This is a genomic window from Streptomyces sp. STAM6 (assembly GCF_054963715.1).
The window spans coordinates 289942-303444 of record NZ_JBUEFZ010000004.1 but is presented as its reverse complement, the minus strand read 5'-3'; the positions used below and the strand labels follow the sequence as shown (position 1 = coordinate 303444).

Below are 13503 nucleotides of genomic sequence, written 5' to 3'. Positions count from 1 at the left end.
GGGAGGTGCTGTTTCAGTATGCGGGATTCGTCCGAGGTAACGGTCAAACAGTGACCTATCACTCCTTTTCATCAATCATGGTCGCAGGTAGTGACAGCATAGTGACCCGGTGCCACATTGCGAGGATGACTGCCCCCTCGCATCCCGTGTACTGCACGATCGTGCCGCCGCACCTGCTGGACCGGCTGGCCCGGTCCTCCGACCCGGCGATCGCCGCGGCCGCCCGCCGCACGCTCGTCGCGGACGCCGCGAACCGCACCGGCCGCCGGCTGACCACGGTCGTCGGCGCCACCGCGGTGCCCCTGGCCAAGGACACGCCTCTCGACAAGCCGCAGCGCACCGTCTACGACGCCGGGCACCGGACCGCCCTGCCCGGCAAGAAGGTGCGGGGCGAGGGCGACGAGCCGACCAAGGACGCGACGGTGAACCGCGCCCACGCCGGGCTCGGCGCCACGTTCGACCTCTTCCGCGACGTGTACGGGCGCAACTCGATCGACGGGTCCGGCCTGCCGCTCGACGCGACCGTGCACTACGACCGGGACTACGGCAACGCCTTCTGGAACGGCGAGCAGATGGTCTTCGGCGACGGCGACGGCGAGATCTTCCTGGACTTCACCATCCCGGTGGACGTCATCGGCCACGAGCTGGCCCACGGCGTCACGCAGTACACCGCGAACCTCGCCTACTTCGGGCAGCCCGGCGCGCTCAACGAGTCCATGTCGGACGTCTTCGGCTCGCTCGTCAAGCAGCACGTGCTGGGCCAGACCGTGCAGGAGGCGGACTGGCTGATCGGCGCCGGGCTGCTGGCGAACCAGGTCGAGGGCGTCGCACTGCGCTCGATGAAGGCGCCCGGCACGGCGTACGACGACGACGTCCTCGGCAAGGACCCGCAGCCCGCGACGATGGACGACTACGTCCACACCGGCAGCGACAACGGCGGAGTCCACATCAACTCGGGCATCCCGAACCACGCCTTCTACCTGTTCGCCACGGCGCTGGGCGGTCACGCCTGGGAGCGGGCCGGGCAGGTCTGGTACGACGTGCTGGCCGGCGGCCGTCTGGCGGTGGACGCGGACTTCGCCGACTTCTCGCGGCTGACGGTCGAGGCGGCGCGGGAGCGCTTCGGCGCGGACGGCAAGGAACTCGACGCGCTGGTGAAGGCCTGGTCGACGGTGGGGCTGCCGACGGAGTAGACAGACCCCATGCGTATTCGGGTGAGACGCACGGGTGGTTTCGCGGGGATCGAGCGCCGCGCCGAGGTGAACACCTCGGGGCGGCCCGACGCCCGCGAGTGGCACGTCCTGGCCGAGGCGGCGCTCGCCGACGGCCGGGACGCGCCGACGGCCGGGGTGCCGGACGGCTTCGCGTACGAGATCACGGTCGACGGGCGCACGGTGTACTGCGCCGACCCCCGGCTCACCCAGGCCCAGCGGGAGCTGGTGGCACGCGTGCTCAGAGAAGGCGCGTGAGCCCGTCGGCGGGCCCGGGGCACCGACCGACGGCAGAAGCCCTGCTGCCGCGGTTGCTCGGACACCCCCGCCCGCCGGGCACGCTCAGAAGCCCAGCTTCCGCAGCTGCTTCGGGTCCCGCTGCCAGTCCTTCGCGACCTTGACGTGCAGATCCAGGAAGACCGGGGTGCCGAGGAGCGCCTCGATGTGCTTGCGGGACTTCGTGCCGACTTCCTTCAGGCGCCGGCCCTTGGGGCCGATGATGATGCCCTTCTGGCTCGGGCGCTCGATGTAGACGTTGGCGTGGATGTCCAGCAGCGGCTTGTCCGCCGGGCGGTTCTCGCGCGGGAGCATCTCCTCGACCACCACCGCGATCGAGTGCGGCAGCTCGTCCCGCACGCCCTCCAGGGCCGCCTCGCGGATCAGCTCGGCGACCATGACCTGCTCCGGCTCGTCCGTGAGGTCGCCCTCGGGGTAGAGCGGCGGGGACTCCGGGAGCAGGGGGATCAACAGGTCGGCCACGAGCTGGACCTGCTTGTCGCCGACCGCGGAGACCGGCACGATCTCCTGCCACTCGATGCCCAGCTCCTTGCCGAGCCGGTCGATCGCGATGAGCTGCTCGGCCAGCGTCTTGGAGTCGACGAGGTCGGTCTTGGTGACGATCGCGACCTTCGGGGTCTTCTTGATCCCGGCGAGCTCCTTGGCGATATACCGGTCGCCCGGGCCCAGCTTCTCGTTGGCCGGCAGGCAGAAGCCGATGACGTCCACCTCGGCCCACGTCGTGCGCACCACGTCGTTGAGCCGCTCGCCCAGCAGGGTGCGCGGCTTGTGCAGGCCGGGGGTGTCCACCAGGACCAGCTGGGCGTCCGGGCGGTGCACGATGCCGCGGACGGTGTGCCGGGTGGTCTGCGGCCGGTTGGAGGTGATCGCCACCTTCTGACCGACGAGAGCGTTCGTGAGGGTGGACTTACCCGCGTTGGGGCGGCCGACGAAGCAGGCGAAACCCGCCCGGTGGGCGGCTTCGGATTCTGGGTTACGAGCGCTCATGGGGGCCATTCTCCCCGATCGCCGCACGCCTCACGTACCGCAGCCGCAGGAGCGCAGCCCCTCCCGCCACCAGTACGGCCACCGCGACCAGCCACGGCAGCGCGAAGAACGACACCGCCGCCGACTCCCGCACGTCCTTCGCGGTGGCGGTCAGGGTGATGTCGCCCCACTCCAGCTGGGGCGCGTCCGTCCAGCGCTCGGTGAGGCGGATCTTCTGGCGTGGCAGCAGCTCGGCCGGGATCCCGTCCAGGTCGCGGGCGAGCAGGGTGCGGCCGAACAACCCCTCCGCCTCGATCGCGACCCTGGGGTTGAGCGTCACATTCCCCCGGTTGTGCAGGGTGTACGAGACGAGGGCGGTGCTCCGGCCGGTGCCCGGCACCAGGGGGCGGTCGTGCGCCAGGGTGACGTCCTCGACGGCGAGCGCGGGAACGGTCGGGCCCGTCACCCGCACGTAGACGCGGGCGCCGACCGCCCGCTGGACGCCGACCGCGACCGCCCCCGGCGCGGCCGGGTCGATCCGCTCGTCGAGGGCGACCAGCGCGCCGGCGTGGTCGCCCGGCTCGGCGCCCGGCGGGACGGTGAGGGTGCAGGGGACGGTGACGTGTCCGCGCGCGGGGACCGTCACCCGGGTTCGTGCGGGCTTCGCCCAGGCGCCGACGCCCCGCTGGGGCTCCGCCGCGGTGCGTACCGCGAAGCCGCCGTCCCGCTCGGTGTTGTACGCGTCGGCGGCGTACAACCGGAACGTCAGCGGGCGGGAGGTCTTGTTGGTGAGCGTCACCTCGTCGGTGAGTGTGGCGCCCGGGTCGGCCGAGAGGTAGAAGTAGGGCCGCCTGCCGAGTTCGGAAGCGGCGGGATAGACGGACCACTCGCCGTTCTCGGCGGCGTGGGCGGGTGCGGTGACGGCGAAGGGGACGGCGAGCAGGACGCCGACCAGGAGCAGGAGCTTGCGCGGCACGGGTGCGGACCCCCCGGTGTCGGGGCGGGCCGGTGCGGCTCGGCCCGCCGTGTTGATGCGGGTCAGGTGAGGGTCAGGGTCAGCACACCCGCGTACGCGCCGGGTGCCGTGAACGAGGGGATGTCCAGCGAGAGCTTCGCGTCCACGGTGAACTCACCGCCGGTGAGCGCCGCGTTCGGGGTGGAGGCGAGCGTCGCGCCGGTGCCGCCGACCGGGCCCGCCGAGCCGGCCGCACAGGTGCTGGGGCTGCCCTGCTTGGCCGTGCAGGCCGGTGTCCAGCTCAGCTTCCCGGCGCCGATCGTGCCACCGGGGCCGCTGAAGTCGGTGACCTTGCCGGTGAGGGACCAGCCCGCGGGTCCGCCGCGGAAGTCCTTGACCGTCACCGTCTTCAGCTCGCCCGTCGCCGCGCCGCCCTTGCCGAAGTCGACGGACGACAGCCGCACGCTGTCCCCCGCCTGCGTCATCGACAGCGTGCCGGCGGCGACGGACGTGCCGATCTTCTGGCTGTTCGCGGGCAGCGGGGTGTCGTCGACGACCGTGTACGCCGCCGGACCGGCACCCTTGTCCGCGCTCCACGCGGCGCCCTCGTACGCGACGATCCCGGTGGTCGCCTTGTCGTCGACCTTCAGGGACACGCTGAAGCCGCCCGACGCGTTCGCCGTGACGGTCGCCTTGTCGGCGGTCTCCGCCGTCCCGGCCCGTCCGGAGACGGTGACGGCGGAGTTCGGGGTGAACTTGGTGCCGGTCACCACGACCTGGTCGCCGGGCTTGCCGGAGGCCGTACCGAGGGAGAGCGCCCGCTCGTTGGCGCCGGGCTGGTCGGTCGCGACGATCGTCAGGGAGACCGGCGCGGGCGGGTTCTTGACCGTGCAGGGGGTGTCCAGCTCCATGATGTAGCTGGTGTGGATGTTGTAGTCGCCGGGAGAGAGGGTGATCGGGCCGGGCGCGGTGACCGTGAAGGTGCCGGTCATCGAGAACGGCGGGAAGGTGCCCTTGCCGGGGACCGGCGGGTTCTTCTTGGGTCCGGTGACGGTGACCGGGCCGGACTGGGCGCCGCCGAGGGTGACCTTGCCGGTCGGGGTCATGATGTCGGCCGGCAGTGCGAGGTCGACCGGGTTCCCGGCGGCGGGCTTGGTGACCGTGTAGGTGACGGTGACCGTGTCGCCGACCTTGGGGGAGGTCTTGTCGACGGTGATCTCGGCGGTGGTGGTGCCGTCGATGGGCGGGATGCCCGCGATCGGCGGCGGGACGCAGTGAGTGGGGAAGTCCACCGCCTGGGCGGCGGTGACCTGTGCGCCGGCCGGTGCGGCGAGCGCGCCGCCGGTGGTGAGCGCGAGGGCGGTGGCGCCGACGAGCGCGGCCCAGCGTCGTCTTCGCAGGGTTGCCATGAGGTGCCCCTCCTGTGGGATGAGAGGGCGCCATTGACGGGCGGGCGGCGAGAGAAGTCAATGGCGCCGGAGCACCATCCCTGATGGCCCATCAGATACTGTCAAGATCCGCGTTCCCGCAGGTCAGAGCGGATGCGGCCACTCCGCCTCGTCACGCCGGCCACGCCGGTCGGCCCGGCGGCCGGGGCGGCACGGAGGAGGGTTGGCGACCGGTCCCGCTTCCCGGCACGGACCGCGCCGGCAGCGGGCGCCGGGATCGTGGCGGGCGTGACGGGACGGCGGCGTGGCAGGACAGGGGCGTGGCAGGAGGGGGTGCGCCGAGGGGCCGGCGGGGCCGGGGGCTCGTCAGCCCGCGGTCACCGTGGTGCGCAGTTCGCCGTCCGGGCCGGCGAGCAGCACGGGGGTGTCCGCGCCGCCCAGATCGCGTACGGCGGCGCGGTCGGCGTCCGACGCGGCCTCGGCGTCGGTGACGACGGCCGCAGCCTCCAGCGACTTGGCGCCGCTCGCCACCGCCATCGCGACGGCCGTCTGCAGCGCGCTGAGCCGGAGCGACTCCAGGGCGACGGTGCCGGCGACGTACGTCCGCCCGGTCTCGTCGCGCACCGCCGCGCCCTCGGGCACGCCGTTACGGGCACGGGCGCTGCGCGCCAGCGTGATGATCTTGCGGTCTTCGGGGCCGAGGTCGGTGCTCTGCGTCATGCCCCGAGCATAAGTCGGCGGCCGGGGTCTCCCCCGGCCGCCCTTGGCGCCGGGAGGGTCAGCCCTGGACGCCCTTGACGAACTTCTCCCCGGCCAGCTTGGCCAGCGCGTCGAAGTCCTTGTGGGTGGCGGGCGGGGAGGGGACGAAGGCCACGCGGGTCACACCGGTGCCCTGGCGGGTGACCAGGACGTCGGAGGCGATCTTCATCTCCGGCGACATCTGCATGGTCATACGCAGGGCGGTGGCGTCCTCGCCGACCTTCGGGGCCGTCAGCTTCTCGGTCGTGACCTTGACCTTCTGGCCCGACATCTCGACCGTGAAGGCGGTGCAGGCACCGGCGGCGGTGTCGATGGAGGACACGTAGTCCGCGGCACCCTTGCCCGAGAAGGAGAGGACCTGCTGGGCCAGGATGCTGCTGTTCGTGTCACCGAACTCCACGTCGCCGCCGATCGTGGCGCCGGGGATCTTGTCCGTCATCAGCAGGGTCAGCGGCTGGCACTCGGCCTTGTCCGTCTTGTAGACCTCGGTCCCGGGGGCCGCGGCCTCCGCCTTCCAGCCCTTCGGCAGGTCCTTGAGCTCCAGCAGACCGGCCTTCAGCTGCTCGGCGGTCAGCGGCGCGCCGCCCGCCTCCCCGCCCTGCTCTGCGGGCTTGTCGGCGGCCTTGTCCGACGCCTTCGGCTTGTCGGCGCCGCCCTTGTCGGACGAGCCGCTGCACGCGGCGGTGAAACAGAGGGCGGAAACGGCGAGCGCGGCGGCGACGCCACGACGCATACGGATGCTCATGAGATGTACTCCCCAAAGAAATTGCGTGTGCTTGGGGAGCTGCGGTTCCCCCCTCCCCGCCCAAGTGGGCCGGGCAGAGGATATACACAGCAGGCACTCAGCCCGCCACGCGATAAAGCGCTCCCCGCCGCCCCTCCGGGCTCGCGAGCCACTCCAGCTTCGCCGGCGTGTCCTCCTCGGGCAGCGGGGTGTGCAGCACGATCGTCAGGTCCGGCCGTGCGGGGACGCGCAGTTGGGTCGCCTCCAGGTGGAGTGTGCCCACCAGGGGGTGTTCCAGCTCCTTGCGGATCTGGCCGCCCGGGGCGATGTCCCGCCGGTCCCACAGCTCGGCGAACTCCTCGCTCACCGCCTTGGCCTCCCGCACGACCTCGCGGAAGCCGTCGTCGTCGGGGCATTCGGAGCACGCGGCTCGGTACTGGGCCACGACCTGCGGTGCGAGTTGTTCCCAACTCGCGCTGCGGGCCCGGTAGACGGGGTCGGTGAAGAAGGCGATCAGACAGTTCTGGGAGATGTCCGGCCGCATGCCGAGGACGAGGGACGCGGAGTCGTTGTACATGATCGCGTTCCAGTAGACGTCCATGATGTGAGCGGGGAACGGCATCCACGCGTCGATCAGCCTGCGCAGTCCCGCGCACATGTCGCGGGCGCCCGGATCGACCTCCGGCGGCGGCGGGTTGAGCCCGGCGAGCACGTACAGGTGGCGGCGTTCGGCGGCGGTGAGCCTGAGCACCCGGGCCACCGAGTCGAGCACCTGGGGCGAGACGGTGATGTCCCGGCCCTGCTCCAGCCACTGGTACCAGGAGACGCCCACGCCCGCGAGGACCGCGACCTCCTCGCGGCGCAGACCGGGTGTACGGCGCCGGGCCCCGCCGTCCGGGAGGCCCGCCTCGGCCGGACTGATCCGGGCGCGGCGGCTCCGGAGGAACTCCCGCAGCTCTGCGAGCCGGTGGGCCTTCGTGCTGTCGCTCTCGGCAGGTGTCGCCACGCGCTTCCTTCCCCCCAGGCTGGTGGTGCGGCCAACAGGATAAGTTCCCGCTCCCCACGGCCGGTCCGCCGCTCGGAGGGTGTGAGCATGGCAATAGACACCCCTTCCCTCTCCGCGCCGGACGCGGCCGTACCCCGGCTGACCGGCCGCGCGAGGCTCATCCTCATCGTGCTGTGCGCCGCCCAGTTCATGGTCGCGCTCGACTTCTCCGTACTGAACGTGGCGCTCCCCGACCTCGGCCGGGACCTGGGGCTCGGTCAGTCGGCGCTGCAGTGGGCGGTCACCGCGTTCGCCCTGCCGTCCGGCGGGTTCCTGCTGCTGTTCGGGCGGATCGCCGACCTGTACGGGCGGCGGCGGCTGTTCCTCACCGGGCTGGCCGTCTTCGGGGCCGCGTCACTGCTGGCGACGTTCGCCTGGGGTCCGGCATCCTTCCTGGCGGGCCGGGCGCTTCAGGGGCTCGGCGCGGCGGTCATCGTGCCGGCCGGCATGTCGCTGCTGACGACGACGTTCCCCGAGGGCCCGCAGCGCGACCGGGCGCTGGGCATCAGCGGCACACTGCTGTCGCTCGGCTTCACCGTCGGCATGCTGCTGGGTGGCGTGATGACCGACACCCTCGGCTGGCGCTCCACGATGGGACTGCTGGCGCTGTGCACGCTGGTCGTCCTGCCGCTGGCACCGGGCCTGCTGCCCGAGTCGAGGACCCCCGAGCGGCCCCGCCTGGACGTGCCCGGGGCGGTCACCGTCACCGGTGGTCTGCTCGCGCTGATCTACGCCCTGTCGACGGCCGCCGAGCGCGGGTTCGGCGGCGTCGACGTGATCGTGAGCCTGGCCGTAGGACTGGGGCTGCTGGCGGTGTTCGTGGTCGTCGAGTCACGACACGACGCCCCGCTCGTCTCACTGCCGATGCTGCGCCGCAGAACGGTCGCGTTCGGCAACCTGGGCGGGCTGATCACCTTCTCCATGATGTCCGCGGTCATCTTCACGCTGACCCTCTACCTGCAGGAGGTGCTCGGGCTCTCGGCGTTCTGGACGGGGCTGGTCTTCGGTGTGCAGGGTCTGCTGTCGGTGGTGGCGGGGTCACTGGCCCCGAAGGTGATCGGCCGGATCGGTGCCCACCGCACCCTGGTGGCCTCGCTGGTGGGCCAGGGCCTGTTCATGGCGGCGCTGCTGGGCCTGGGCCGGGAGTCGGGGGCGCTGCTGGCCGCGGTCGCCGTCAGCCTGGCGAGCGTCTGCCACCTGGGCGCGATCATCTCGTACGGCCTGACGGTGACCTCGGGCGTTCCGGACGAGGAGCAGGGCCTCGCGACGGGCCTGGTCACCACGACCCAGCAGGTGAGCCTGACGATCGGCATCCCGCTGCTGGGGGTGCTGGCGACGACGGGCACGGACCTGTTCGCCGGGGTGCGTACGGTCGTGGCGCTGGGCGTGGCGATCGTGCTGGCGTCGGCGGTCCTGGTGGGCCTGGGCCTGCGCACGGCACGCAAGTGAGCCGAGGCGTTTGTTCCCCCGGGCGAAGCCAGGAGGACCGAGCGCCTGTCAGGGCCGGTCGAGTCGGAGGCGGGTGGTTCGGGGCAGTCCGGCGACCACCAGGTCGTAGGAGTCCTCGACGAGTTCCCGGACCATCCGGTCCGGGAGCCCGCCGACGGTGACGGTGTTCCAGTGGCGCTTGTTCATGTGGTAGCCCGGCACGACCGCCGGGTGCTCCGCGCGCAGCTGGACGGCGATCTCCGGGTCGCACTTGAGATTGACGGTGAGCGGCCGTGCGTCCAGGGCGCTGAGCGCGAACATCTTGCCCGCGACCTTGAAGACCGAGGTCTCCGGCCCGAAGGGGAACTCCTCCACCGCGTCGTTGAAGGCCAGGCAGAACGCCCTCAGCTGCTCCGGTGTCATGCCGCCTCGTCCTCCGGTGCGGTCGGTACCGGCTCGGCGAGCACGGTGACGATCTTGTTGCGCCGGCCGGCCGGGGACTCGGCGGTCAGCCGCAGCGCCCGCCCGTCGGGCAGGTCCACCACGGCCGTCGCCCCGGCGATCGGGACCCGGCCGAGCGCCTTGGCGAGCAGGCCTCCGACCGTCTCCACGTCCTCGTCGTCGTACTCGTCGAGACCGAACAGCTCACCGAGATCGCCGATGTCGAGCCGCGCGGTGACCCGGAAGCGCCCCTCGCCGAGCTCCGTGACGGGCGGCAGCTCCCGGTCGTACTCGTCGGTGATCTCGCCGACAATCTCCTCCAGGATGTCCTCGATCGTGACGATGCCGGCGGTGCCGCCGTACTCGTCGATGACGACCGCGCAGTGGTTGCGCTCCTGCTGCATCTCCCGGAGCAGGTCGCCGGCGTTCTTGGTGTCGGGGACGAACGTGGCGGCGCGCATCGCGGTGGAGACCAGGTCCGCCTCCGCGTCCCGGTTGATGTGGGTCTTCCTGACCAGGTCCTTCAGGTAGACGATGCCGACGATGTCGTCCTCGTTCTCACCGGTCACCGGGATCCGGGAGAAGCCGGAGCGCAGGGCGAGGGTGAGGGCCTGGCGGATGGTCTTGTAGCGCTCGATGGAGACGAGATCGGTGCGCGGGACCATCACCTCGCGCACGAGCGTGTCGCCGAGCTCGAAGACGGAGTGCACCATCCGGCGCTCCTCGTCCTCGATCAGCGACTCCTGCTCGGCCAGGTCGACCATGGCGCGCAGCTCGGCCTCGGAGGCGAAGGGCCCCTTACGGAAGCCCTTGCCGGGCGTGAGCGCGTTGCCGATGAGGATCAGCAGCTGCGGGACGGGGCCCATGACACGGGCGAGCGGCAGCAGGACGTACGCGGCGGCGGTCGCGGTGTTCAGCGGGTGCTGGCGGCCGATGGTGCGCGGCGACACGCCGACGGCGACGTACGACACGAGCACCATCACGCCTATCGCGACGAGCAGCGCTGCCCAGGTCTCCCGGAACTCCTCCAGGCAGGCGTACGTCACCAGGACCCCGGCGGCCATCTCGCAGGCCACCCGGACCAGCAGCGCCACGTTCAGGTACCGGACGGGGTCGGAGGCGACCTGGGCCAGCTTGGCCGCGCCCTTGCGGCCGGCCCGGAGGGCTTCCGCGGCGCGGAAGCTGGAGACACGCGCGATGCCCGCCTCGGCGCAGGCCGCGAGCCACGCGATCACGACCAGCGCGACCGCGCCGAGGATCAGTTGGGGGGTCATGAGACGGTCGGCGCCGGGGAGGGGCCGGTCAGCCCCTTCTCCGCCCGCCAGCCATCGATGATCGCCGCCTGCAGACCGAACATCTCGGCCTTCTCGTCCGGCTCCTCGTGGTCGTATCCGAGCAGGTGCAGCACCCCGTGGACGGTCAGGAGCTGGAGCTCCTCGTCCATGGAGTGCTGCGTGGGGGCGTCCTGGCCCTGCTTGGCCGCCACCTCGGGGCAGAGCACGATGTCGCCGAGGAGCCCCTGCGGGGGCTCCTCGTCGTCCTTGGCCGGCGGGCGCAGTTCGTCCATCGGGAAGGACATGACGTCCGTCGGGCCCGGCAGGTCCATCCACTGGATGTGGAGCTGCTCCATCGCCTCGGCGTCCACCACGATCACCGAGAGCTCGGAGAGAGGGTGGATGCGCATGCGCGCCAGCGCGTAGCGGGCGACGTCGAGGATCGCCTGTTCGTCGACCTCGGTGCCGGACTCGTTGTTGACGTCGATCGACATGGTGCTTTGCGCTACTTCCCGTTTCGGTTGTCGTACTTCTCGTACGCGTCGACGATACGGCCCACGAGCTTGTGCCGTACGACGTCGTTCGACGTGAGCATCGAGAAGTGGACGTCCTCCACACCGTCCAGGATCTCCCGGACCTGGCGCAGGCCGCTCTTCGTGCCGCCCGGCAGGTCGATCTGGGTGATGTCGCCCGTGATGACGATCTTGGAGTCGAAACCGAGGCGGGTGAGGAACATCTTCATCTGCTCGGGGTTCGTGTTCTGCGCCTCGTCGAGGATGATGAACGCGTCGTTGAGCGTCCGGCCCCGCATGTACGCCAGCGGCGCGACCTCGATGGTGCCCGCGGCCATCAGGCGCGGGATGGAGTCGGGGTCGAGCATGTCGTGCAGCGCGTCGTACAGCGGCCGCAGATACGGGTCGATCTTCTCGTAGAGCGTGCCCGGCAGGAAGCCGAGGCGCTCGCCGGCCTCGACGGCGGGCCGGGTCAGAATGATCCGTGTGACCTGCTTGGACTGCAGGGCCTGCACCGCCTTGGCCATGGCGAGGTACGTCTTGCCGGTACCGGCGGGGCCGATGCCGAAGACCACCGTGTGCCTGTCGATCGCGTCGACGTACCGCTTCTGGTTGAGGGTCTTCGGGCGGATGGTGCGACCGCGGCTGGAGAGGATGTTCTGCGTGAGCACCTCGGACGGTGTCTCGACCGCCCGTCCCCCGGTCTCCTCCTTGAGCATGGCGATCGAGCGTTCCACTGCGTCCTCCGTCATCGGCTGCCCGGTGCGGAGCACCAGCATCATCTCGTCGAACAGGCGCTGGATCAGAGCCACTTCCGTCGCGTCCCCGACCGCGCTGATCTCATTGCCCCGGACATGGATGTCGGCTCCGGGGAACGCGTCCTCGATCACGCGCAACAGGGCATCACCCGAGCCGAGCACGGTCACCATGGGGTGCTTGGCCGGGACGGTGAAATGGGCTCGTACCTGGTCTGTGGGTGTCTGAGTCATGGGCCGGCTCTGTGGCCTGCACATACCTCCTGCTGCAGGGTTCTCGCCGATCGACAACCTCTGGAACATCCAGCCTACGTCGTGGCACTGACAAGGCCGAGGGCTTTTCCACGGCGACCCTCGGCGGCGGCCTCGGAAGCGGCCGGTGCCGTCCCGGTCAGGCCGAGCGCCGGAAGCCGATCGTCGGCACGGCCCGGCGCAGCGGCCAGGGCCGGATCGGGTCGGGCAGCAGCGGCTCCAGGAAGGCGTACCGGCGCAGGGCCGCGGGATCCTGTCCGGTGATGCCCTGGACGTGGTCCCACCAGGTGGCGATCTCGACCCAGCCGGGCGCGGAGAGCGACCCCCCGAATTCCTGCACCGACAGGGCGGCGGTCAGACCCGCGAAGGCCAGCCGGTCGGCGAGCGGCCAGCCGGCCAGCGTGCCGGTGACGAACCCGGCGACGAAGACGTCCCCGGCGCCGGTCGGGTCCAGCGCGGCGACCTCGATGGCCGGGACCTCGGCCGTCTCGCCGGTCGCCCCGTCCACCGCGTAGGCGCCCTCCGCGCCCAGGGTGACGACGGCGACGGGCACCTTCTCGGCGAGCGCGCGGGCGGCGGCGCGCGGACAGGAGGTGCGGGTGTAGCGCATCGCCTCCTCGGCGTTGGGCAGGAACGCCTCGCAGTGCCTCAGGTCGGCGAGGGCGCCCAGGTCCCAGCGGCCGGTGTCGTCCCAGCCGACGTCCGCGAAGATCCGGGTCTCGCTCCGGGCGGCCTCGGCGACCCACGGCTCGCTCTGCCCGGGCACCAGCGAGGCCACGGCGGCACGCGCGCGTGGCGGGCACTCCGGCAGGGCGTCCTCCGGGGGCGGGGCGGCGTGGCCGTGGGAGACCATGGTGCGCTCGCCCTCGTACGCCATGGAGACGGTCACCGGGGAGTGCCAGCCGGGTACGGTGCGCGACCGGGACAGGTCGATGCCCTCACCCTGCTCCAGGGCGTCCCAGCAGTACTCGCCGTAGTGGTCGTCACCGAAGGCTGCGGCGAGCGAGGTGCGCAGCCCGAGGCGGGACAGGGCGGTCGCCATGTTGGCGACCCCGCCGGGGCTGGAACCCATGCCGCGGGCCCAGCTCTCGGTGCCGCGGACGGGGGCGGTGTCGAGTCCGGTGAAGATGATGTCCAGGAAGACCGTGCCGGTGAGGAAGACGTCGCACTCCGGATCGGCGGCCGTGCGCAGGGCGCCCAACGGGTCCACCCCCGCGCTGTGTTGCCACGGACGCCGCTGATCGTGTGCACCCTGGGCCCGGGGCTCGGTGGCGCCCGGCGGTGCGTGGTGCGCGCGTGGTTGCCGAAGAGGCTGTTCTCCTCTGGGTGTGGTCACGGCGGGCTCCCCGATCGCGGTGCGGATCTGGCCAGTGTGCCCGATTCGGCCGGATCGCGGCGGGCCGACGGCACGCGGAAAAGTGACGTGCCTACCCGACGCCGAGACCACCAAACACTTTGTGACTCGGATCACATGATCTCGCCTTCTCGCGCGCCCG

General features: G+C 71.6%; 14 protein-coding genes. 3 read left to right on the top strand and 11 right to left on the bottom strand.

All coding sequences use genetic code 11. The features are described 5' to 3' along the window. The first annotated feature begins 125 nt into the window (after positions 1-125). Positions 126-1193, top strand: coding sequence for a M4 family metallopeptidase (locus ACY34K_RS08060; protein WP_462745256.1), 1068 nt, complete (start codon positions 126-128; stop codon positions 1191-1193). 9 nt (positions 1194-1202) lie between these two features. Beyond that, a complete protein-coding gene (locus tag ACY34K_RS08055; protein ID WP_462745254.1) occupies positions 1203-1469 on the top strand; it encodes a protealysin inhibitor emfourin in 267 nt (88 codons plus the stop codon). A gap of 84 nt (positions 1470-1553) precedes the next feature. On the opposite strand, the gene era is transcribed toward ACY34K_RS08055, so the two are convergent. The 6 genes from era to ACY34K_RS08025 form a co-directional block, all read right to left on the bottom strand. Further along, positions 1554-2504 (bottom strand): GTPase Era, encoded by a 951-nt coding sequence (gene era, locus ACY34K_RS08050; protein WP_462745252.1) that lies wholly within the window; start codon positions 2502-2504, stop codon positions 1554-1556. Then, the gene (locus ACY34K_RS08045) at positions 2482-3450 is read right to left on the bottom strand and encodes a WxL protein peptidoglycan domain-containing protein (RefSeq protein WP_462745250.1); all 969 of its coding nucleotides are present in this window, start codon (positions 3448-3450) and stop codon (positions 2482-2484) included. Before ACY34K_RS08045 ends, era begins: the two co-directional genes overlap by 23 nt. Before the next feature lie 62 nt (positions 3451-3512). Continuing rightward, positions 3513-4838 carry a beta-xylosidase gene (locus ACY34K_RS08040; protein ID WP_462745248.1) on the bottom strand — a complete coding sequence of 442 codons (1326 nt, stop codon included), beginning with the start codon at positions 4836-4838 and terminating at the stop codon, positions 3513-3515. A 345-nt stretch (positions 4839-5183) separates the two neighbouring features. Further along, positions 5184-5537 carry a cytidine deaminase gene (locus tag ACY34K_RS08035; protein ID WP_462745246.1) on the bottom strand — a complete coding sequence of 118 codons (354 nt, stop codon included), beginning with the start codon at positions 5535-5537 and terminating at the stop codon, positions 5184-5186. Positions 5538-5595: 58 nt separating this feature from the next. Then, positions 5596-6321: a hypothetical protein gene (locus tag ACY34K_RS08030; protein ID WP_462745244.1), complete on the bottom strand. Its 726-nt coding sequence runs from the start codon at positions 6319-6321 to the stop codon at positions 5596-5598. Positions 6322-6418: 97 nt separating this feature from the next. After that, the gene (locus tag ACY34K_RS08025) at positions 6419-7306 is read right to left on the bottom strand and encodes a helix-turn-helix transcriptional regulator (protein WP_462745242.1); all 888 of its coding nucleotides are present in this window, start codon (positions 7304-7306) and stop codon (positions 6419-6421) included. Positions 7307-7393: 87 nt separating this feature from the next. Between ACY34K_RS08025 and ACY34K_RS08020 the strand changes: the two genes are divergently transcribed. Next, positions 7394-8794 (top strand): MFS transporter, encoded by a 1401-nt coding sequence (locus ACY34K_RS08020; protein ID WP_462745240.1) that lies wholly within the window; start codon positions 7394-7396, stop codon positions 8792-8794. Positions 8795-8842: 48 nt separating this feature from the next. On the opposite strand, the gene ACY34K_RS08015 is transcribed toward ACY34K_RS08020, so the two are convergent. From ACY34K_RS08015 to ACY34K_RS07995, 5 genes are all read right to left on the bottom strand, one after another. Continuing rightward, positions 8843-9196 (bottom strand): MmcQ/YjbR family DNA-binding protein, encoded by a 354-nt coding sequence (locus tag ACY34K_RS08015; RefSeq protein ID WP_462745238.1) that lies wholly within the window; start codon positions 9194-9196, stop codon positions 8843-8845. Beyond that, positions 9193-10488, bottom strand: a complete 1296-nt coding sequence (locus ACY34K_RS08010) for a hemolysin family protein (RefSeq protein ID WP_462745236.1) — start codon at positions 10486-10488, stop codon at positions 9193-9195. The genes ACY34K_RS08015 and ACY34K_RS08010 overlap by 4 nt, the downstream gene beginning before the upstream one ends. Beyond that, positions 10485-10982: an rRNA maturation RNase YbeY gene (gene ybeY, locus ACY34K_RS08005; RefSeq protein WP_462745234.1), complete on the bottom strand. Its 498-nt coding sequence runs from the start codon at positions 10980-10982 to the stop codon at positions 10485-10487. The genes ACY34K_RS08010 and ybeY overlap by 4 nt, the downstream gene beginning before the upstream one ends. An 11-nt stretch (positions 10983-10993) precedes the next feature. Next, positions 10994-11989 (bottom strand): PhoH family protein, encoded by a 996-nt coding sequence (locus tag ACY34K_RS08000; RefSeq protein WP_462745232.1) that lies wholly within the window; start codon positions 11987-11989, stop codon positions 10994-10996. 157 nt (positions 11990-12146) lie between these two features. Then, entirely contained in the window at positions 12147-13217 is a 1071-nt protein-coding gene (locus ACY34K_RS07995; protein WP_462745230.1) for a PfkB family carbohydrate kinase, read from the bottom strand. Between the last annotated feature and the right edge of the window lie 286 nt (positions 13218-13503).